The following is a 20,278-nucleotide window of genomic DNA, read 5'->3' on the forward strand; positions in this document are numbered from 1 at the left end:
GCTCCCGAGCGCCCCAAACCGACGGGGTTAGCACATACCCACATAAGATAGTGCCAACAGGCGCCCTCCGCCAGCTTGGTTGCGTTGGCGCCGGACCCGCAGCATGGTAGCGGGCCTCCCCCCGGCCATTTTCAAACACGAGTTGGCGCATGAACCAGCACGCCGCCACGCCTGAAGGCGCCCCTGTACCAGCGGATTCCCCGCATCTGAGAGTTCTCACACAGTACGTGAAGGAACTGTCATTCCGTAATCCTGCAGCCGCCGTGGCGCAGGCCTACGATGTGCAGCCCACCATCGACATGGGCGTCGAAGTAAAGTCGCGGTCGATGGGCGAGCGCAGCGACGCCTTCGAGGTCGATCTCTGCGTCAATGTCACTGCGCGGCGAAGCGACGAGACGATGTTCTCGGTGAACTTGGTTTATTCCGGCGTCTTCCAATTCATGAACGTGCGCCAAGAAGACATCGAGCCGTTGATCTGGGTCGAGTGCCCGCGCCTGTTGTTTCCATTTGCGCGCCAGATCTTGGCTGAGATCACGCGCGAGGGCGGCTACCCGCCGCTGCTGATCAACCCGATCGACTTCACGCCGCTCTACTGGGCCGAGCTACGCGAACGCCAAGAACGGGGCGCGGAGCCGCTCGCAAAGCAAGCCGGCTTCTAGCTTCCGGTTTTCAGCCAGAGCGCGTTGGGGCCGAGCGTCGCGATGAACGCTTCGTGCGCCGCCATCTCTTCAGTGTTCATGCGTGACGCAAGCGGCGCCGTGCGCGGTTCGCGACGCATGAACTGCACCGGCCGCGCTGATTCCGCGCTCTCGATCGGAACTTCCGCCTCGAACACAAGCCGCTGTTCGCGGCCGCCTCTGAGCTGAAGATATACTTCTGCCAGAATGCGCGCGTCGATCAGAGCGCCGTGGCCCCCCGCCCCTTTGCGCGCGGCAAGGTCGAAGCCGTAGCGATCAAGCTGATAACGCCTTGCCAACGCATCGAGCGAGCAGGACGCGCCGGGAAATTTCTTGCGTGCGATCTGAAGCGTGTCGATGAAGCGATCCGACGGCGCCTCCGTGCGGCCGAGCCGGCGTAGCTCTGCGTTGATGAAGCCTTGATCGAACGCGGCGTTGTGCGCGACCAGCGGAGAGTCCCCGACGAACTCAAGGAACAAGTCCGCGACTTCCGCGAATTTGGAGTGCTGCAGCAGAAAATCGCGCGTGAGGCCATGCACGCGCACGACCTCTTCCGGCACGCTGCGCTCGGGGTTGAGATAGACGTGAAACTCACGGCCGGTGCGTTCGAGATTGACGATCTCGACGCATCCGATCTCGACGATGCGGTCGCGGAATTCCGCTTCCGCGTGGTCCGGGAAGACACCCGTTGTTTCCGTATCGAACACGATTTCGCGCATGAATCCGGGCTATTCCTGTTCGCGCAGCGCGTCCAGTACGGCTCTGACTTGCGCCCGAGTCGCGTCAAGTTCGCCGCTGGTATCGATCACGAAATCCGCCCGGGCGCGCTTTTCGGCGTCGGGCAGCTGGCGAGCTAGCAGCGCTTCAAACTTCTCCTCCGTCATACCTGGTCGCGACAGAACACGCGTGCGCTGCACTTCCGCCGGCGCCGACACGACGACAATCTTGTCCACCAGCGCCGAGCCGCCGCTTTCGAACAGGAGTGGAATGTCCAGCACAACGGCGCTGACGCCAGCGTCTCGATTGGCTTGCAGGAACTCTGCCTGGGCTTGCCGGACGAGCGGATGCACGATGCGTTCAAGCCGTGCGATGGCTTCGTCATTGTTCACGACTTGCGCGGAGAGCAGCGCGCGGTCGACGGCGCCATCGCGCACCACGCCGGGAAACGCTTCTCTTACCGGGGCCACTGCCGCGCCGCCGGGGGCGTAGAGTGCATGCACCGCGTCGTCGGAGTTGAACGCCGGCGCGCCCTGCTCGGCGAACATCGCGGCCACGGTCGACTTACCCATGCCGATCGAACCGGTGAGACCAATAACGATCATTTCAGCGCCGCGATCAAACGTTCGCGAGCCTTCGCCGTATCCGGCTTGATGCCGAACCACAGATCAAATGCGCGCGCGCCCTGATGGATCAACATCCCGAGACCGTCCATCCCAAGCAGTCCCCGCGCACGCGCGGCGCGCAAGAACTCGGTTTCCAGCGGGCGATAGACGATATCGGCGGCGATCACCGTCGGCCGGCAATAGTCGAGCGGCCAAACCTGCTCGGGCTGACCGTCCATGCTCAGCGTCGTCGTTTGCACCACCAGATCCGCGGCGCCGAAGCCGCGCTCAAGATCATCCCAGCGCAACACACGCCCGTTGCGGATCGCGCTGGCTGCCGTTTCCGCGCGTGCTGCGGTCCGGTTGGCGAAGTGGATGGTGACGACGTGCGGTGACAGCGCTTGGCCAATTGCTTGCGCCGCACCGCCGGCGCCGAGCATCAGCACGCGTTGCACCCGTCCGCGCCAATCCGGGGCGGTTTCGCTCAGCGCGTCGAGAAAGCCCGCGCCATCGGTGTTGAACGCCGAGACCGAGCCGTCCTCTTCCCAGCGCAACACGTTGGCGACTGCGCCTTCGCTGCGGTCAGCAGCCGCGGCAGCCGCTTCCTTGTGCGGCACCGTGACGTTCAAGCCCGAGAAGCCTAAGCCTTTCATTGCGCGGATAGCGGCGGTGGGGTCGTCGCTCTTCAGTGGCAGCGCGACATAAACCGCGTCCAGACCGTGATCAGCGATCCAAGCATTGTGCATGATCGGCGACAAAGAATGGCCGACTGGATCGCCGATGATGCCGAAAACTTTGGTGGCGGCAGTGATGCTCATGCTTGCGCGATACCGTGTTCGCGCAGGAACGCCAGCAGCGGCAGCAGCGGTAAGCCGAGCACTGAAAAGTAGTCCCCGTCCACGCGCTCGAACAATTGTGCGCCGAGACCTTCGAGCTGATAGGCGCCGACTGAATGCAACGTCGTGTCACCGGCGCGCGCGAGATAATCATCCAAGAAGGCATCCGAGAACGCGCGCATCTTCAGCTTGGGCGTATCGACATGCCGCCAAATGATCGCGCCCTCGCGCGCCACCACGGCGGCCGTCAGCAATTCATGCGTCCGACCACGCAGCCGCAGCAAATGCTCGCGCGCTTCGGCAACGCTCTTCGGCTTGTCCAGCGTATCGCCTTCAATCGCCAGCATCTGATCGGCGCCGATGACGAACCCGTCGCGTTTGCGTGAAACCGAGAGCGCCTTCAGTTCGGCCAGCGCATCGGCCTGATCGCGCGGCTTCAACCCATCAGCGCGCAAGCTGGCCTTCGCCGCTTCCTCATCCACACGCGGCGTTTCGACTTCAAACGTGAGGCCAACGTCCTCAAGCATGCGCCGCCGCGCAGCGCTCCCGGAAGCAAGAATGAGCGTCACGGCTCGCGATGCTCCGCCAGCAAGTTCAACACGGCCGCCGCGGTTTCCTCGATCGAGCGGCGTGAGACATCAACCGTCGGCCACCCTTCCCGCTCGAACAATTTCTGCGCATCCATCACTTCGCGGCGCACATCTTCTTCGTCTGTGTAACTGCCCGCGCGCGTCTCTTTCATCGCAACCAGGCGATTGCGCCGGATGTGAATGAGGCGATCTGCCGAGATTAACAGGCCAACCACGAGCGGGCGATCCTTCGCGAACAATTCCGGCGGCAACGGCACACCCGGCACCATCGGCACGTTCGCCGCCTTCACACCGCGGTGCGCGAGATAGACGCTGGTCGGTGTTTTCGAGGTGCGGCTAACGCCGACCAGGATCACGTCGGCTTCGCTCAGCTCGATGTGCTGCTGACCGTCGTCGTGGTACATCGCGAAATCCAGCGCATCGATGCGCTTGAAATATTCCGCGTTGAGCTTCCGCGCCGCGCCGACCCGATGGTTCAGCTCCTGGCCCAAATAGCGCGAGGTGATGTCTAGCACTGGGTCGAGCACGGCCACGCAGGGCATGTCCATTGCCTTGCAGGCATCTTCCAGCAACGCCCGGTGCTCTAGGTTCGAGAGCGTGAACATTACGATCCCAGGCGCCTCCTCGATTTCCTTGATCACCCGCTCGAGCTGCCGGGCGGATCGAACCAGGAAGTAGGAGTGTTCCACTGGCAGGATGTTGTCGAACTGAGCGCAGGTCGCGCGCATGACGCCGGCCAAGGTCTCGCCGGTCGCGTCCGAGACCAAGTGGACGTTGCAATAGATGGCCAGCCGTTCACGCATGGGGTTCACATATCAGCCCTGTAACCGTTGTGGACAAGCTGTTGAGCAAAGCAGGGACTGGGGTGGCTTCTCGAGTGGAAAGCCTCCGACGAGCCGATCCACTCTCCCCTCGTGGGCGATTCCTCCCCGCGATGCTCACAGCGCGACAACGCGTGCACAAAGGAATCACCGCGACCCACTCACCCCACCAAGCCGTTTCCGTGTAAGCACTTTCTGGCTGGCGCCGGCAGGAGCAAGTCTGTGAGCAGCATGTGGAGAACGAACTTCTCCCGCTTTGAATGTCGCTACAACAACGAGTCCCAATACATTCGGATTCAAATTTAAGTTTAAGAGGGAGCAATGGGGACACGGGAGAACCTTCCTGCTCTCTTACGTGTCTTGAGCGGAGAGAGGCTCGATCCTCCTCCGATCTGGATCATGCGCCAAGCAGGGCGATACCTCCCGGAGTACCGTGAGCTTCGAACCCGGGCGAAGAGCTTCCTTGATTTTTGCTATTCCCCTGCCCTGGCGACAGAGGCCGTGATGCAGCCGCTCCGGCGCTTCCCGCTCGATGCCGCTATTTTGTTCTCCGACATCCTGGTCGTGCCCGATGCGCTGGGTCGGAAGGTCTGGTTCGTCGAAGGCGAAGGCCCAAGGCTGGAGCCGCTGATCGGTGAGCAGCGCTGGAGCTTCGGTGAAGCTGAGAAAGCGATCCAACGGCTCGCGCCTGTCTATGAAGCTGTCGAACGGATCAAAGCAGCCATCCCGGCTGGCACTGCGCTGATCGGATTTTGCGGCGGGCCGTGGACGGTCGCGACTTACATGCTGCAGGGTCGTGGTGGCGATAAGGACGAAGCGCGCCGCGCGGCCTACCAGCGGCCCGAGGACGTCGACGCTCTTCTCTCCCTGCTCGCCGAAGCCAGCGCGCAGCATCTCGCGGCCCAAGTCGCCGCCGGTGCTGATTGCGTACAGATTTTCGAAAGCTGGGCTGAGGGGCTGTCGCAGCCGTTGTTCGATCGGCTGATCATCAAGCCCACTCAGCAACTCGTGAAACGGTTGCGCGCGCTTGGCGTCACAGTACCGATCATCGGATTTCCGCGCGGCGCGGGCCTGCTCATTGCTGAGTATGCACAGCACACCGGCATCGATGCGATCGGCTTAGACACCGCTGTTCCCTCCGCGGCGGCGCTCCCTTCTTCAATGCCCGTGCAAGGCAATCTCGATCCACAATTGCTCGTCGTCGGCGGCGATGCGCTGAGGCGCGGCGTTGAAGAAGTGCGCGAGCGTTTTTGTGGAACACCGCACATCTTCAATCTCGGCCACGGCATCACGCCACAAGCGTCGCCCGAAAACGTCGCAGAACTCGTACGCTTGGTGAAAGGCGCATGAGCGCAGTGCCGATTGAAGACGATGGCCCGCGTGAGGATGGCCACGGTCTGCGCGTGATGACATCGCGCCGCGTCGCCATCATTCTCTTCAATCTTGGTGGGCCGGATAAGCAGGATGCGGTGCGCCCGTTTCTATTCAACCTCTTCAACGACAAAGCCATCATCGGCGTACCGCAACCCTTTCGGTATTTCATCGCGCAACTGATTTCGCGCCGACGCGAAAAGTTGGCGAAGGCGAACTACGCACTGATGGGCGGCGGTTCGCCCATTCTGACGGAGACACGCAAACAAGCCGAAGCGCTCGAAACCGAGATGGCCAAACGCGTCAGCAACGTGACGTTTCGATGCTTCATCGCGATGCGTTACTGGAAACCGTTTATCGTTGAAGCGGCCGAAGCCGCGATCGATTGGCACGCGACGGACGCGATCCTGCTCCCGCTCTATCCGCAATTCTCAACCACCACGACAGCCTCGGCTCTCGAGGCATGGACGAGCATTTGCGACCTGCCGGTTTCCACGATCTGCTGCTACCCGGCTGGCCAAAAGCTCGCGCAATCCCATGCCGACGCCATTCTCAATGCCTGGCGTGAAGGCGGCTCGCCGGAACGGCCCCGCGTCCTCTTCTCGGCGCACGGCTTGCCGCAAAGCATCGTCGATCGCGGCGATCCCTATCAGTGGCAAGTCGAGCAAAGCGTCGCCGCCGTGCGCAAATTGCTGCCCGCGGAATGGGACACGCGTATCTGTTACCAGTCGCGCGTCGGTCCAATGAAGTGGCTCGCGCCGTCCACTGAGCACGAGATCAAGGTCGCGGCGAAAAACAAAGCCGGCGTCATCGTCGCGCCGATCGCCTTCGTCTCGGAGCACGTTGAAACGCTGGTCGAACTCGACATCGAGTACCGTGCGCTTGCGAAACGCTTGCAGCTCCCCTTCTACCTCCGCGCCCAAACGCCTTCCGCCGCGCCGCGCTTCATTGACGCGCTGGCGGATCTGACCGAGCGCGCTTTGTCGGCGCCGGGTAAGCTGCAGTCGGAAAGCGGCGGCCGGCTCTGCCCGGCGGCATTCGGCCTGTGCGCGCAGGGAAGCGGGACCTGATGGAACACCTGATCGGCTACGACCTCGCGCGCGGGCTGCACATCATCGCGGTGATCGCCTGGATCGCGGGCCTGCTGATGCTGCCGCGCTTCTACGCCTACATCACCGCCAGCCAGCCCGGCGGCGAGATGGAAGCGGCGATGCTGAAGGCGGCCCGCAGCCTCCGCAGCATCATTCTCATCCCCAGCTTCATCCTGGCCTGGGCGTTCGGCATCTTCCTGTTCGCAACCTACCTGACGGGCGACTGGACTGGCCCGATCCCCGAGGTGCTCTCCCACGTCCCGCACTGGTTCTGGGCCAAGTTTATCCTGGTGCTGGGCTTGAGCGGGTATCAAGGCTTCCTATCTGCGCAGGGCCGCAAGCTCGCTCAGGGCCAGCGCCCCCACTCAGAGAAATTCTGGCGGCTGATGAGCGAGATTCCCTTCCTGGTCGCCATCGCCGCCGTGCTTCTGGCGACACTGGAACCTTAATTTCGGCGAGGGGACCCGGTAACTCCGGCTTGACCCTTTCGGCTGTATGTGGTGTTCCTGCGCTCAAGCGCGCTTTCCCAAAGCGTGTGCGCGACGGCGGCGCCCAAACTTCTCCACCCGCTGAATTTTCCTTTCCCAACTAACGGCCCTGCCCGCGCGACATCACGCGCGAGGTCCGTTCCCCGAGATAGATATGACTGACGAACAAGCACTCGAAGAGCTCACGTCGATGACGCTGCAAGAGCTCAAACGCAAAACCCCCGCCGAAATTCTCGCTCTCGCTGAATCGCTTGAGATCGAGGGCGCCAACACGCTCCGCACCCAGGACATGCTGTTTTCGATCCTGAAGGCGGTCGCTGAGCGTGGCGTCGAGATCGGCGGCGCTGGGGTCTGCGAAATTCTATCTGACGGCTTCGGCTTTCTTCGCTCGCCGCAATCGAGCTATCTGCCAGGGCCTGACGATATCTACATCTCGCCCCAGCAGATCCGGAAATTCGGCCTGCGCACCGGTGATACGGTTGAAGGCCAGATCAAAGCTCCGAAGGATGGCGAACGCTATTTCGCGCTGACCAAGGTGAACTCGGTCAATTTCGAAGACCCGGACAAGGTCCGTCACAAGGTTCACTTCGACAATCTGACCCCGCTCTATCCGACCGAGCGGCTGAAGATGGAAATCGAAGACCCGACACTCAAAGACAAAACCGGCCGCATCATCGACATCGTTGCGCCGATCGGTAAAGGCCAGCGCTCGCTGATCGTCGCGCAGCCGCGCACGGGTAAGACCGTCATCCTGCAGAACATCGCCAAGGCGATCGAAGCCAACCATCCGGAAGTGTTTCTGATGGTGCTGCTGATCGACGAACGCCCCGAAGAAGTCACCGACATGCGCCGCACCGTGAAGGGCGAGGTCATCTCCTCCACCTTCGACGAACCGGCCACGCGCCACGTCGCGGTTGCCGAAATGGTGATCGAGAAAGCCAAGCGCCTCGCCGAGCACGGCAAGGATGTTGTGATCCTCCTCGATTCCGTTACGCGCCTCGGCCGCGCCTACAACACCGTCGTGCCCTCTTCCGGCAAGGTGCTGACGGGCGGCGTCGACGCCAACGCGCTGCAGCGTCCGAAGCGCTTCTTTGGCGCGGCGCGTAATCTCGAAGAAGGCGGTTCGCTCACCATCATCGCGACGGCGCTGATCGATACCGGCTCGCGGATGGACGAAGTCATCTTCGAAGAGTTCAAGGGCACCGGTAACAGTGAACTCCAGCTCGACCGCAAAGTCGCCGACCGCCGCATCTTCCCGGCTATCGATGTGCTGAAGTCCGGCACCCGGAAAGACGAACTCATCACACCGAAAGAGCACCTGCAGAAGATGTACGTGCTCCGCCGCATCCTCTCGCCGATGGGTACGCAGGACGCGGTCGAGTTCCTGCTCGACAAGCTCAAAGGCTCGAAGAACAACGACGACTTCTTCCAGTCGATGAATACGTGAGGCACGAAACGCTATGGCGAACGATCTCTACTACGCAGTAGCGAAGGCGGCGGCGAAGAAAGTGAAAGGCCACCCGATTGGGCAGGAGCGGATGCTGGTCTGCTGGACCAAACTTGGCGGCGGCAACGAGCAAGCGCGGATCAAGCAACGGCTCGCGCAAGAAGGCTGGGACGTGATCGACTTCCGCGACAGCAAGCCTGTGTCGAGCGACGATGACGCCGGCGACGAAGCCATTCGCGCTGCGCTAGACGAAGCCCGCAAAAACGGCTTCGCGTTCATCGTCTTCTCCCGTCCTCCACTCTAAGCGGAGCTCACATGCTCAAAGTCTATCACTCGCAAGGCGCACGCTCGCTGCGCGTGCTTTGGCTGTGCGAGGAAATGGGCGTGCCGTACGAAACGGCGGAAGCCTCGTTCTTCAAACCCAGCGATGAGTTCAAGGCGGTCAACCCGCTCCGCACCGTGCCGGCGATGACCGACGGCGACGTGCGGATGATCGAGTCTGTCGCCATGATGATGTACATCATGTCAAAGTACGGCCCGACCGAACTCGAAGTGAAACCCGATGAGTCGGGCTACGCCAGCTATCTGCAATTCATGCTGTTTGGCGAAGCCGGCGTCGCCGCCTACGGCAACCCCCTCGTCGCCACCCGCTTCATGGCGCCCGACGACCAAAAGCAAAACTGGACCGCGGGCTATCTCAAGACCGCCATCCTGAAGCGCCTCGAATTCGTCGCCGATTGTCTCGGCGGCAAAGACTTCCTCGCCGCCGATCGCTTTACCGCCGCCGATATCTCCGTCAGCTACATCGTCACCGGCGCCAAATTCGCTGGCATCGAGGGCGACATTCCCGCCGGTGTGAAGCTTTACGTCGACAAGCTCTGGCAGCGCCCGGCGTTTCAGCGGGCCGCCGCGGTGAAGTAACTACGGCGCCAGCACCAAGCTGCCGGTCGTCTTGCGGCCTTCCAGATCGCGATGCGCTTGCGCGGCGTCTGCCAATGGATAACGCGCTGGCGCCGCAATCTTCACCGCGCCGCTTTCGAGCACCGCGAACAAACCTGCGGCTGTCTTATCGAGCTTCTTGGTTGTCGCCGTGTAGTGAAACAGCGTCGGCCGCGTCAGAAACAGCGAGCCCTTTTGCGAGAGCACCAGCGGATTGATATCTGGCGGCGGGCCGGATGCGTTGCCGAACGACACCAACATCCCGAGCGGCCGCAAGCTATCGAGCGATGCGAGGAACGTGTCTTTGCCAACGCTGTCGTACACAACGTGCGCGCCCTTTCCATCCGTCAGCGCGCGCACGCGCTCAGCGATGTTCTCGCGCGGCGTGACGATGACGTGATCGGCGCCAAGCGCGCGCACGATATCGGCCTTCTCATCGCCACCAACGATCGCAATCACGGTCGCGCCAAGATGCTTGGCCCATTGCACGGCGATCTGACCAACGCCGCCGGCGGCTGCGTGGATCACGACGACGTGGTCACGTTCCACGCGAAACGTCTTTCGCAGAAGATAACGCGCAGTCATGCCCTTCAGCATCGAGGCCGCCGCAACGTCGAACGAAACCGCTTCCGGCAGTTGGACGGCGCGATCATCTCGTACAACATGCATCTCGCTGTAAGAACCGATTGGCCCGGTGCAATAGCCGATGCGATCGCCGACCTTGAAGCGCGTCACGTCCGCGCCAATCGCATCGACAACACCAGCGCCTTCTTGCCCCAAGCCGCTCGGCAGCGGGATCTTGTACAAGCCGGTGCGATGGTAGGTGTCGATGAAGTTCACGCCGATCGCGTGATTGCGCACGCGCACTTCATGCGGGCTCGGCTCCGGCGTCGCGACGTCCGCCAGCGCCATGACTTCGGGCCCGCCGTGTCGCTCAATCCGTATCGCCTTCATCGCGCGCTCCTCTGCGCTGCAGATATGGGGATCAGCGCGCCGCGGCGCAGCGGAGCGACGCCAGCCCGTCAGCGCCATCATTGGCGTCGAGCTCGCGGGAGGCCTCCACCGGCCGATCAGTCGCAATAATCTCAAGCCCCGTGTCCGCGAACGCCGCATACTGTTCGCGACCCTCGCGCGCAAAGCGGCCGTCCCATGAGCGCTCCGGATTGCCCAGCGTCCCGAAGATCGTCTCCACCCCACGCTGGTCGAGCGTCACGTTGAGCGCGGCGTTCGGCTCTTCCGTTCCGGTCCATGCGAGCATGCGCGACAGATCAATGCCGCGACGCTCTAGCGCGTCGATGTCGCTCGCCTCATCGACTGAGATCGAGAGCATCATCTCCGGCGCGAGGCCGTGCACGCGCACGGCCGCATCGTCGCTGTAGGTAATGAACACGACCCTGCCCATCGCGTCCGCTGCGCGCACTTCGGCGATCACGTCCTCGTACGAGACGCCCCGCTTCACATCGACCTCAAGGATTGCCTTGCCTAAAGCCCAATCGAGCGCCTCGCGCAGCGTAGGCGGATGCGCATCCAGCACCCGTCCGTCATTGTCGCGCAGCCTAAGCGCCTGAATCTCTGCCAGCGTATGCTCGCGCACCAGGCCCGCGCCTGTGGTCGTGCGATCCAGTTCATCGTCGTGCATCAACACGAGCTCATTGTCGCGCGTGCGCGCAATGTCGATCTCCAGGATCGCCGGCGTCCGCGCCACCGTGTTGGCGAACGTCTCGACCGAGTTCTCGGCAAAGCCTGGCGCCGGCCCGCCGCGATGCGCCGCGTCGATGGTGCGGCTGTTCTCGCGCAAGCAATCGAAGAATGCCGGCAGGTTGTACGGCGCCAATGTCGATGTTGGCGCGGCGCTTCCGGCCACCAGCGCGTCTTGAACATCGCACGCACTCAGCGCCAACACCGCAGCAATCAGCGCGAACTTCATGCGAGATACTGATTGAAGAACGCGATGGTCCGGCTGTTCGCCAGCTCGGTCGCTGCCGCGTCGTAGTGCTTGCCGCCTTCGCGGGTGAAGGCGTGATCCTGCTCCGCGTACTCGTGCACGGTCACCAGCGGATTGGGCGCTAGCGTCTCGCGGATCTGGTTCAGTACCTCGACCGGGATGAAAGCGTCTTTCATCGGGTTGTGCAGCATCACCGGCTTTTTGATGCCCCCGGCCTCGCCGAGCGCCGTGTGGATGCCGCCGCCGTGGTAGCAGACCGTCGCGTCGGTATCGGTGCGGCACGCCGCCAAGAACGCGATGTAGCCGCCCATGCAATAGCCCATGACGCCGGCCTTGCTGACGCCCATGCCGCGTGCATGCGCCAACGTCGCCGCCACGTCCGTGACGCTTGCGTTCTTGTCGAGCGCATTCATGTGATCGATGGCCTGCTTCCATTCTTCATCGGTTTGATCCGTCAGTTCGATACCTGGCTTGATGCGCCAGAACAGATCCGGCGCGATCGCGAGGAAGCCTTCGCGCGCCAGCCAATCGGCCTTGCCGCGCATCACCGCATTGACGCCGAAAATCTCCTGCACCGCGACGACCACGCCTTTGGGCGTTCCACTGGGCCGCGCCACGTAGGCTTTGAACGAACCATCCGGTCCCTGGACTTCGACCCAATCACCCATAGCTCGCTCCCAACGCTGTCTCTGAGGCTTTGGCCGCGTTATAGACCGGCAACGCGCACGCCGCGCGCAGGAAGTGGTTCGATGAAGTTCACCGTCAATGTGGAGTGCAGCCCCGAGGAAGCCCGCCGCTTCATGGGCCTGCCGGATGTCACGCCGATCAACGAAGCCCTGGTCTCCGAGATGACCACCCGCATGCAGAAGAACCTCTCGCTGATGAGCGGCGAAAGCATGATGAGCTCGTGGATGAGCGTCGGCACCCAGGCTCAGGACGCCTTCGTAAAGCTGATGACGTCGGGCGCCGCGGCCGCCACGGCTTCACGTGAAAAGCCCTAAACGCGCCTTAGCTGTTTTCACATGAAACCGGACACCATCGCAGCGCTCGCGACTGGCGCTGGCCGCGCCGGCGTTGCGGTGATCCGGCTCAGCGGGCCCGCTGCCGGCGCTACGCTGCAAGCGCTGACCGCCCGCGATCTGCCGAAGCCCCGCGTCGCCACCCGCGAAGCCTTCTGCGATCCGCGCAACGGCGTTTCGCTGGATGACGGCATCGCGCTCTGGTTTCCCGGCCCACGCAGCTTCACCGGCGAGGATGTCGCCGAACTCCAGATTCATGGCGGCCCCGCGGTAATCGCCGCTGTGATCGACGCCTGCCTCAGCCAGCCCGGCGTTCGTGTCGCCGAGCCTGGCGAATACACCCGCCGCGCCTTCGAGAACGGCAAGCTCGACCTGGCCGAAGCCGAGGGCCTAGCGGACCTCGTGGACGCCGAAACCGAGGGCCAGCGCCGCCAAGCGCTCCGCCAGCGCCGGGGCGCGCTGAGCAGCGTCTATGAGGGCTGGCGTGGCCGCCTGATCGAGGCGGCGGCGCTGATCGAAGCCGAGATCGATTTCCCGGACGAGGACTTGCCCGGAGCCCTGGCGCAGCGGGCCGGGCCCGTCCTGCAATCCCTGGCCGCCGACATGGCCAGCCACCTCGACGACGCCCACCGCGGCGAGCGCATCCGCGACGGCTTCCGTATCGCCATCATTGGCCCACCCAACGCCGGCAAGTCGAGCCTGCTTAATGCGCTGGCGCAACGCGAGGCGGCGATCGTGAGCGAGCTTCCGGGGACCACGCGGGACGTGGTCGAGGTCCGACTGGTGCTGGCGGGTTACCCCGTCTGGATCGCCGATACGGCGGGGCTCCGCGAGGCTGCTGACGCTATTGAAGCCGAGGGCGTGCGCAGGGCGCTGGCTCGGGCCGAGGAGGCCGATCTTAGAGTCCTCGCGGTGGAAGCCGGTCCTGATGGACCAGCCTGGGCTCAGCGCCTTCTGCGCCACGGCGATATTTGGCTCCACACGAAGCGCGACCTTCGGTGGGGGCAGCCGACCGAGATCCCGGGCTACAAGCGGCGCATTCGCTACGAAGACCTCATCAAGGCTCTTCCGATGATGGGGACGCATCCGCCGGGTCCAATCCCGTTCTCGGTTCTCGACGAGATCGACGTGGCCAACTTGGTCGATCACATCGCTGCCAAGGTCCACCAAGCCCTCGGCCGCGAGGAGGCGCCGGTGCTCACGCGAGCGCGGCATCGGCGGCTCGTGGAAGAGGCGCGATCGGCGCTGCAGCGCGCGATCCCGGCGCTGGACCAGGCCGCCGAATTGGCGGCCGAAGACGTGCGCGTTGCGGCTGACCAGATCGGACGTTTGACGGGACGCATCGATGTCGAAGATCTGCTCGACGAAATCTTCTCGAGCTTTTGCATCGGCAAATGAGATCGCACGAAAACCCACGTTTGACGCGGGTTTCACGCGAAACTGGTGAATTGAAATTAGCGGGTTGCACGTGAAGCGCTGATGCGTAGCGTCGTGCTTCGACAAGCTCAGCATGACGCCAATTCAAACACTGCGCCGCTCCATCAATCGCGTCACCCTGAGCCTGTCGAAGGGCGGCGCGACGCACCGGCGGTAGTGAGCAAGTGACGCGGCAAACCCGCTCCTATATGAACCCAGCACATGAGCTCTGGACCTGCATACGACGTCATCGTCATCGGCGGCGGCCACGCTGGCTGCGAGGCTGCGGCGGCGGCGGCGCGTCTGGGCGCGCGCACGCTGCTGCTGACGCACAAGCTCGAGACCATCGGCGAGATGAGCTGCAACCCGGCCATCGGCGGCCTCGGGAAGGGCCACCTGGTCCGCGAGATCGACGCCCTCGACGGCGTCATGGGCCGCGTCGCCGACGCTGCCGGCATCCAGTTCCGGCTGCTCAACCGGTCCAAGGGCCCGGCCGTCCGCGGCCCTCGCGCCCAGTCCGACCGCAAGCTCTATCGCCAGGCCATGCAGGCTGCGCTGACGGAGCAGGCCAACCTCGACATCCGCGCCGCCGCCGTCGAGGACCTGATCCTCACCGACGGCGTCGTCACCGGCGTCGCCACGGCTAACGGCCGGCTCTTCATCGCGCCCCGGGTGGTGCTCACCACTGGGACGTTCCTGAAGGGCGTGATCCACATCGGCGACAAGCGCATCGCAGCGGGCCGGCACGGCGAAGCGCCAGCCATAGGGCTCTCGGACCGCTTGTACGGCGCGGGTTTCGCGATGGGGCGCCTGAAGACCGGCACGCCGGCGCGGCTGCAATCCAGCTCGATCGATTGGGCGTCGCTTGAGAAGCAGCACGGCGACGAAGAGCCGACGCCATTCTCGTTCCTGACCCAGCGCATCACTAACGCGCAGGTCGCCTGCGGCGTCACTTACACCAACGCCGAGACGCACAAGATCATCGAAGAGTCGCTCTCGAAGTCCGCCGTCTATTCCGGCGCGATCAGCGGGCGAGGGCCGCGCTATTGCCCGTCGATCGAAGACAAGGTCGTACGCTTCGCCGACAAGTCCGCGCACCAGATCTTCCTCGAACCCGAAGGCCTGGATGACGACACCGTCTACCCGAACGGCATCAGCACGTCGCTGCCGGAGGACGTGCAGGAGCGTTTCATCCGCACCATCGCCGGGCTCGAGAACGTCGTCATCAAACGCCACGCTTATGCGATCGAGTACGACTACGTTGATCCGCGCGAGCTGATGCCGACGCTGGAGACGAAGCGCATCAAGGGCCTCTATCTCGCCGGCCAGATCAACGGCACCACCGGCTACGAAGAAGCCGCCGCGCAGGGACTCATCGCAGGCCTCAACGCAGCCCGCGCCGCATCCGGAGCAGGGCCGTTCGAGATCACGCGGGCCGAAGGCTACATCGGCGTGATGATCGATGACCTCGTCACGCGCGGCGTCACCGAGCCCTATCGCATGTTCACCTCGCGCGCCGAGTACCGCCTCTCGCTGCGCGCCGACAACGCCGACCAACGCCTCACGCCGAAGGGCATTGAGCTTGGTTGCGTCGGTTCGGAGCGATCGCGTGTTTTCGCCGATAAAATGCGGGAAATCGACACGGCGCGAACACTGAGCAAATCACTCCAACTCACGCCGCAGCAGGCGGAAGCGCACGGCCTCAAAGTCAATCAAGACGGCCAGCGCCGCGATGCGCTGCAGCTCTTGGCGTATCCCTCGATCGACTTCGCTCAGCTCGCTGCAATCTGGCCGGAGCTGGGCTCGTTCTCGCGCCAAGCGCGTGAGCAGCTTGAGATCGACGCGCTCTATTCCGGTTACCTCGAACGCCAGGCGCTCGACGTCGAAGCCTTCAAGCGCGACGAAGATCTGCGCCTCGATCCATCGCTCGATTACGCCGGCGTTGGCGGGCTCTCCAACGAAGTGCGCGAGAAGCTCGCGGCCGCGCGTCCGGTCACGCTCGGCCAAGCCTCGCGCATCGAAGGCGTCACCGCCGGCGCGCTCACCGCGCTGCTGGCGCATGTCAAACGCGAACACAGGAAACGTGCATGAGATTGGCGCGCGATACGTTGTTCATCCTGCGCGCGCCGTTCGAGGATCCCGAACTTGAGGGCACGTGGTTCTGCACCTCGTGCGCGACGATGGAAGGCGCGCTGCTCGCCAACCCGCACTGGGCGCGCTCGATCGATGTGAAGCGCTCCGCGTATCCGCGGCCGCGTCACGAGGTGATCGCGCTGATCGGCGAGGAGAACCAATCACTGCCGGTGCTGGTGCTGGCCGACGCCTCGACACCGCCGGACGGCGCCAAGGAATTCGAAGGCCGCTTCTTTCTCGACGAGCCCAAGCCCATCACCCGCTATCTCGCCGCCAGCTACGGCGGAGCAGGGCCGCATCCGTGAGCCATGCTGGCTGTAAGTTGGAGCGCGGGCCTCCGGCCCGCATGCGCGCCGGGAGGCGCGCGCTCCGGCCTGCCAAGGGCGGCGCCACGTGAGCTACGGCCCGGACGAATTTCAGCGGGACCTAGGTTCCACCGTTCCCCGTGAAACAATCGCCCGCCTGGAAACCCACCGGAGGCTCCTGGAGGAGTGGTCCGCCCGGATGAACCTGGTGGGGCCCAAGGAACTGGACCTGTTCTGGTCCCGCCATGCCCTCGACAGCGCCCAGCTCATTAAATTCGCGCCACAGGCGAAATCCTGGGCGGACCTCGGTTCCGGGGCAGGGTTCCCCGGTTTGGTGGTTGCAGCCTTCCTGGCAGACACACCTGGCGCCTCCGTCCATCTGGTCGAATCCACCGGAAAGAAGGCCGCTTTTCTTCGCGCCGTGGCCCAAGAGGCGGGGCTGCCGGTGACCGTCTTCAACCAGCGGATCGAGGACTTTGGCCGGGGCCAGGGCCCCTATGACGTCGTTACCGCCCGTGCGCTGGCGACCTTGCCGCGACTCATCACCTATGCGAAGCCGATTCTGGATCGCGGCGCGATCGGGCTCTTCCATAAAGGCGCAGACGTTGACGCCGAGCTGGCCGCCGCATCCGACGCTCTTAATGGTGGGGCGTTCCAAGCAGACGTGCTGGAGAGCCTCAGCGATCCGCGCGGCCGCATAATTCGTGTCACGAAGGCCGCGGCGCGATCCTGACGCCTCCGAGAAGGAGACGGGGACATGCGTGTTTTGGCGATCGCCAACCAGAAGGGCGGCGTGGGCAAGACGACGACGGCCATCAATCTCGGCACCGCTTTGGCGGCCGCCGGGAAGGGCGTCTTGATCTTCGACACCGACCCGCAAGGCAACGCGTCGACGGGCCTCGACATCCATCCGCACGACCGCACCGTCACGAGCTACGACGTGCTCGTTGGTCAGCTGCCTTTGTCGAAAGCGATCATGCCGACGAAGGTGCCGAACCTTTACATCACTGCCGGCGATGCGCGCCTCTCTGGTGTTGAAGGCGAACTGATGGGCGAAGCGCAGCCGCAGTTTTTCCTGCGCAACGCGATCGACAAATTTCGCGCGGAATCGCAGCTGGGCGTGGATTATATGCTGATCGACTGCCCGCCGTCTTTGAACGTGCTGACGGTGAATGCGCTCACCGCGGCTGATGGCGTGCTGGTGCCGCTGCAAACAGAATACTTCGCGCTCGAAGGTCTCGCGCAATTGGTTGCGACCATCAACGCGGTGAAGGTCAATCTCAACGCCGCGCTCGAGATCCAGGGCGTGGTGCTGACGATGTACGACAAGCGCACCACGCTCTCTGAGCAAGTCGCGCAAGAGGTGAGGGCGCACTTCCCGGATAAGGTCTATGAGACCGTGATCCCGCGGAACGTCCGCATCAGTGAGGCGCCGAGCCACGGCCTGCCCGCGATCATCTACGATCAGAACGCAACCGGCAGCAAAGCCTACATCAAGCTTGCCAAAGAGCTGATCGAACGCGAGCGGATGCTGAACGCAGCGTAGGTTTGGCCGGAAATTTTTACCGGTGGGCAAGGATTGCCCATCAAGTTGTTAAGCATACCGAATCGGGTCGGACGAAGGACGAGGGCGATATGAGCGATTTGAGACCGCGAGGACTGGGCCGAGGACTCTCCGCTCTGCTCGGCGAACCCGTGCGCACTGAAACGCCGCCCGCGCCGGCGAACCAGCAGACCGCGCAACCTGTGCAACAGCGCGCGCCGATCGAGCCGCCGCGCAATGTATTCGAACTGCCGGTCACGCAGCCCGCTGCGCCCGCGCCGACGACTACCGCGCCTGCGCCGATGTCGTCGAACGACGCTGGTCCGCGAGGCCTCGCGATCGACTTGGTGCAGCGCAATCCGCAACAGCCGCGCAAGCATTTCGACGAAGCCGAACTCAACGACCTGGCCTCGTCGATCAAGTCGCATGGCGTGCTGCAGCCGATTTTGGTGCGCCCGATTGCGGGTGGCAAGTACGAGATCGTCGCCGGTGAGCGCCGTTGGCGCGCCGCGCAAAAGGCAGGCCTGCATTCGATCCCGGCCGTGATCCGCGAGCTCAATGAAGTTGAAGTGCTCGAAATCGCCATCGTCGAAAACGTCCAGCGTATGGACCTCAATCCGATCGAAGAAGCGCAAGGCTTCCAAGCGCTGATCGATCGCTTCGGCCGCACACAACAAGAAATCGCCGACTCTGTCGGCAAGTCGCGCCCGCACATCGCAAACATGCTTCGCCTCTTGGCGCTGCCTGACGATCTGCAGGAAATGGTGCGCGACGGCCGGCTCTCGTCCGGCCACGCGCGCGCCATTCTCACTGCGCCCGATCCGCGCGGCCTTGCTCAACGCGCAATCAGCGAAGGCCTGAACGTCCGCGAGATCGAGCGCTTGGCGCAGGTTGCCAAGGACGAAAAGCACGGCCCGCGCGTCAACACCGGCGCCTCGACCGATGGCAAGTCCGCCGACACGCGCGCGCTGGAGCAAAGCTTGTCCAATGCGCTCGGTCTCGACGTGACGATCTCCGAGAAGGGGACGGCGGGCGAGCTGAGGGTCAGCTACAAGACGCTGGAACAGCTCGACGACGTGATCCGGCGCTTGCGCGGCGGCTTCTAAACGCGCGACGCTGTTCGCATGAACAGCGTCTACGCGTCCCTTGGGACCACTGTTTTCGAGACCATGTCACGTCTCGCCGCCGAACGCGGCGCGGTGAATCTCGGGCAGGGATTTCCCGAGGACGACGGACCGCGCGATATTCTTGAAGCAGCGGCGCGCGCCACGCTGGACGGACCGAATCAGTATCCACCGATGCGTGGCTTGCCGGATCTGCGGCAGGCGGTCGCCGCGCACTATCGCGAGCGCCAGCGCGTCGATCTCGATTGGCAGCGCGAAGTCACCATCACCTCCGGCGCAACCGAAGCGATCGCCGCGGCGTTGCTCGCGTTCATCGAGCCGGGCGACGAAGTGGTGCTGTTCGAGCCTTTGTACGATGCGTACGTGCCGATGGTGCGCAGGGCAGGTGGCGTGCCGCGTATTTTGCGCTTGCAGCCGCCGCATTGGCGGCTGGAGCGTGAAGCTGTCGAGGCGGCGTTCAGCGACAAGACTCGCGTCGTTGTCATCAACACGCCGCTCAATCCAAGCGCGTCCGTGATGAGCCGCGCTGAGCTGGAGATGCTCGCGGCGCTCTGCGTGGAACACAATGCGATCGTCGTTAGCGATGAGGTCTGGGAGCACGTTCTGTTCGACGGCGCCGAGCATGTCTCGATGCTGGAGGTGTTGCGCGATCGTACGCTGAAAATTGGCTCGGCCGGGAAGATGTTCTCGCTCACCGGATGGAAGGTCGGGTTCGCGTGCGGCGCGCCGGCGCTCATGGATCAGTTCGCCAAGGCGCATCAATTCCTGACGTTCACGACTCCGCCCAATCTGCAGCGCGCGGTGAGGTACGCGCTCGGGAAGGAGAGGGCGTACTTCGATGCGATGCGCGCTGGCTTTCAACGCGCGCGCGATCGGCTGGTGAACGCCCTCACCGCCGAAGGGTTTGTCACGCTCCCTGCATGCGGCGCCTATTTCGTCAGCATCGATCTTCCAGCTTCGGGCATTGCCATGAGCGACGAAGCGTTCGCCAAGCATGCGGTCGAACACGGCGTGGCGACAATCCCGATCTCGGCCTTCTACGCCAATCCGGGCGCGCCGGCCCTCATCCGGCTCTGTTTCGCCAAGCGTGACGAAACGCTCGATCGCGGCGCGGAGGCGTTGGTGCGGGCCAAACGGGCGGCGTGACGGCGTCCTGCCGGCTAGCGATTTCGGCCGTCCGAGGTTATGGAGCCGCTTCAAGTTTCGAAAAG

General features: G+C 63.7%; 23 protein-coding genes. 15 read left to right on the forward strand and 8 right to left on the reverse strand.

The window, feature by feature from the left end; translation table 11 throughout:
* The first annotated feature begins 149 nt into the window (after positions 1 to 149).
* Positions 150 to 659: a protein-export chaperone SecB gene (secB, locus tag DSM104635_RS19165; RefSeq protein ID WP_158767847.1), complete on the forward strand. Its 510-nt coding sequence runs from the start codon at positions 150 to 152 to the stop codon at positions 657 to 659.
* Here secB and dnaQ read toward each other — a convergent pair.
* From dnaQ to DSM104635_RS19190, 5 genes are read right to left on the reverse strand one after another with little or no spacing between them, the layout of a single operon-like run.
* Positions 656 to 1,396: a DNA polymerase III subunit epsilon gene (dnaQ, locus tag DSM104635_RS19170; RefSeq protein ID WP_158767848.1), complete on the reverse strand. Its 741-nt coding sequence runs from the start codon at positions 1,394 to 1,396 to the stop codon at positions 656 to 658. The two genes, secB and dnaQ, sit on opposite strands and share 4 nt — an antisense overlap.
* Before the next feature lie 9 nt (positions 1,397 to 1,405).
* Entirely contained in the window at positions 1,406 to 1,999 is a 594-nt protein-coding gene (gene coaE / locus DSM104635_RS19175; protein ID WP_158767849.1) for a dephospho-CoA kinase, read from the reverse strand.
* Positions 1,996 to 2,817 carry a shikimate dehydrogenase gene (gene aroE, locus DSM104635_RS19180; protein WP_158767850.1) on the reverse strand — a complete coding sequence of 274 codons (822 nt, stop codon included), beginning with the start codon at positions 2,815 to 2,817 and terminating at the stop codon, positions 1,996 to 1,998. The genes coaE and aroE overlap by 4 nt, the downstream gene beginning before the upstream one ends.
* Entirely contained in the window at positions 2,814 to 3,404 is a 591-nt protein-coding gene (locus tag DSM104635_RS19185; RefSeq protein WP_158767851.1) for a Maf family protein, read from the reverse strand. Before DSM104635_RS19185 ends, aroE begins: the two co-directional genes overlap by 4 nt.
* Positions 3,401 to 4,228, reverse strand: a complete 828-nt coding sequence (locus tag DSM104635_RS19190; protein ID WP_158767852.1) for a pyruvate, water dikinase regulatory protein — start codon at positions 4,226 to 4,228, stop codon at positions 3,401 to 3,403. The genes DSM104635_RS19185 and DSM104635_RS19190 overlap by 4 nt, the downstream gene beginning before the upstream one ends.
* Positions 4,229 to 4,567: 339 nt before the next feature.
* Here DSM104635_RS19190 and hemE point away from each other — a divergent pair, with 339 nt between their 5' ends.
* From hemE to DSM104635_RS19220, 6 genes are all read left to right on the forward strand, one after another.
* A complete protein-coding gene (gene hemE / locus DSM104635_RS19195; protein ID WP_158767853.1) occupies positions 4,568 to 5,596 on the forward strand; it encodes a uroporphyrinogen decarboxylase in 1,029 nt (342 codons plus the stop codon).
* A gap of 56 nt (positions 5,597 to 5,652) precedes the next feature.
* Positions 5,653 to 6,687: a ferrochelatase gene (hemH, locus tag DSM104635_RS19200; RefSeq protein ID WP_158768158.1), complete on the forward strand. Its 1,035-nt coding sequence runs from the start codon at positions 5,653 to 5,655 to the stop codon at positions 6,685 to 6,687.
* Positions 6,687 to 7,157, forward strand: a complete 471-nt coding sequence (locus tag DSM104635_RS19205) for a HemJ family protein (protein WP_158767854.1) — start codon at positions 6,687 to 6,689, stop codon at positions 7,155 to 7,157. Before hemH ends, DSM104635_RS19205 begins: the two co-directional genes overlap by 1 nt.
* Before the next feature lie 124 nt (positions 7,158 to 7,281).
* On the forward strand, positions 7,282 to 8,643 hold the full coding sequence (gene rho / locus DSM104635_RS19210) for a transcription termination factor Rho (protein WP_407703520.1): 1,362 nt from the start codon (positions 7,282 to 7,284) through the stop codon (positions 8,641 to 8,643).
* Positions 8,644 to 8,656: 13 nt separating this feature from the next.
* Positions 8,657 to 8,947 (forward strand): hypothetical protein, encoded by a 291-nt coding sequence (locus DSM104635_RS19215; RefSeq protein ID WP_158767856.1) that lies wholly within the window; start codon positions 8,657 to 8,659, stop codon positions 8,945 to 8,947.
* A gap of 11 nt (positions 8,948 to 8,958) precedes the next feature.
* Complete coding sequence (locus tag DSM104635_RS19220; RefSeq protein ID WP_158767857.1) at positions 8,959 to 9,564, forward strand: glutathione S-transferase family protein; 606 nt, start codon at positions 8,959 to 8,961, stop codon at positions 9,562 to 9,564.
* On the opposite strand, the gene DSM104635_RS19225 is transcribed toward DSM104635_RS19220, so the two are convergent.
* Genes DSM104635_RS19225 through DSM104635_RS19235 form a run of 3 tightly spaced genes read right to left on the reverse strand, consistent with a single transcriptional unit; the run spans position 9,565 to position 12,195 of the window.
* Positions 9,565 to 10,536, reverse strand: coding sequence for a quinone oxidoreductase family protein (locus tag DSM104635_RS19225; RefSeq protein WP_158767858.1), 972 nt, complete (start codon positions 10,534 to 10,536; stop codon positions 9,565 to 9,567). It abuts the gene before it with no gap.
* 31 nt (positions 10,537 to 10,567) lie between these two features.
* Positions 10,568 to 11,509, reverse strand: a complete 942-nt coding sequence (locus tag DSM104635_RS19230) for a glycerophosphodiester phosphodiesterase family protein (RefSeq protein ID WP_158767859.1) — start codon at positions 11,507 to 11,509, stop codon at positions 10,568 to 10,570.
* The gene (locus DSM104635_RS19235; RefSeq protein WP_158767860.1) at positions 11,506 to 12,195 is read right to left on the reverse strand and encodes a dienelactone hydrolase family protein; all 690 of its coding nucleotides are present in this window, start codon (positions 12,193 to 12,195) and stop codon (positions 11,506 to 11,508) included. Before DSM104635_RS19235 ends, DSM104635_RS19230 begins: the two co-directional genes overlap by 4 nt.
* A gap of 81 nt (positions 12,196 to 12,276) precedes the next feature.
* On the opposite strand from DSM104635_RS19235, the gene DSM104635_RS19240 reads away from it, so the two are divergent.
* The 8 genes from DSM104635_RS19240 to DSM104635_RS19275 all read left to right on the forward strand — a co-directional run bounded on the left by DSM104635_RS19240 (position 12,277) and on the right by DSM104635_RS19275 (position 20,213).
* Entirely contained in the window at positions 12,277 to 12,528 is a 252-nt protein-coding gene (locus tag DSM104635_RS19240) for a DUF6489 family protein (protein ID WP_158767861.1), read from the forward strand.
* A 21-nt stretch (positions 12,529 to 12,549) separates the two neighbouring features.
* Entirely contained in the window at positions 12,550 to 13,944 is a 1,395-nt protein-coding gene (gene mnmE / locus DSM104635_RS19245; protein WP_158767862.1) for a tRNA uridine-5-carboxymethylaminomethyl(34) synthesis GTPase MnmE, read from the forward strand.
* Between the two features lie 240 nt (positions 13,945 to 14,184).
* A complete protein-coding gene (gene mnmG / locus DSM104635_RS19250) occupies positions 14,185 to 16,053 on the forward strand; it encodes a tRNA uridine-5-carboxymethylaminomethyl(34) synthesis enzyme MnmG (protein ID WP_158767863.1) in 1,869 nt (622 codons plus the stop codon).
* On the forward strand, positions 16,050 to 16,400 hold the full coding sequence (locus DSM104635_RS19255) for a DUF3088 domain-containing protein (RefSeq protein WP_158767864.1): 351 nt from the start codon (positions 16,050 to 16,052) through the stop codon (positions 16,398 to 16,400). Before mnmG ends, DSM104635_RS19255 begins: the two co-directional genes overlap by 4 nt.
* Positions 16,401 to 16,488: 88 nt before the next feature.
* The gene (gene rsmG, locus DSM104635_RS19260) at positions 16,489 to 17,133 is read left to right on the forward strand and encodes a 16S rRNA (guanine(527)-N(7))-methyltransferase RsmG (RefSeq protein ID WP_158767865.1); all 645 of its coding nucleotides are present in this window, start codon (positions 16,489 to 16,491) and stop codon (positions 17,131 to 17,133) included.
* 24 nt (positions 17,134 to 17,157) lie between these two features.
* Complete coding sequence (locus DSM104635_RS19265) at positions 17,158 to 17,946, forward strand: ParA family protein (RefSeq protein WP_158767866.1); 789 nt, start codon at positions 17,158 to 17,160, stop codon at positions 17,944 to 17,946.
* An 89-nt stretch (positions 17,947 to 18,035) separates the two neighbouring features.
* On the forward strand, positions 18,036 to 19,049 hold the full coding sequence (locus DSM104635_RS19270; protein WP_158767867.1) for a ParB/RepB/Spo0J family partition protein: 1,014 nt from the start codon (positions 18,036 to 18,038) through the stop codon (positions 19,047 to 19,049).
* 18 nt (positions 19,050 to 19,067) lie between these two features.
* Positions 19,068 to 20,213: an aminotransferase gene (locus DSM104635_RS19275; RefSeq protein WP_158767868.1), complete on the forward strand. Its 1,146-nt coding sequence runs from the start codon at positions 19,068 to 19,070 to the stop codon at positions 20,211 to 20,213.
* The last annotated feature ends 65 nt before the right edge of the window (positions 20,214 to 20,278 follow it).

The organism is Terricaulis silvestris, assembly GCF_009792355.1.
GTDB classification, from domain to species: Bacteria; Pseudomonadota; Alphaproteobacteria; order Caulobacterales; family Aquidulcibacteraceae; genus Vitreimonas; species Vitreimonas silvestris.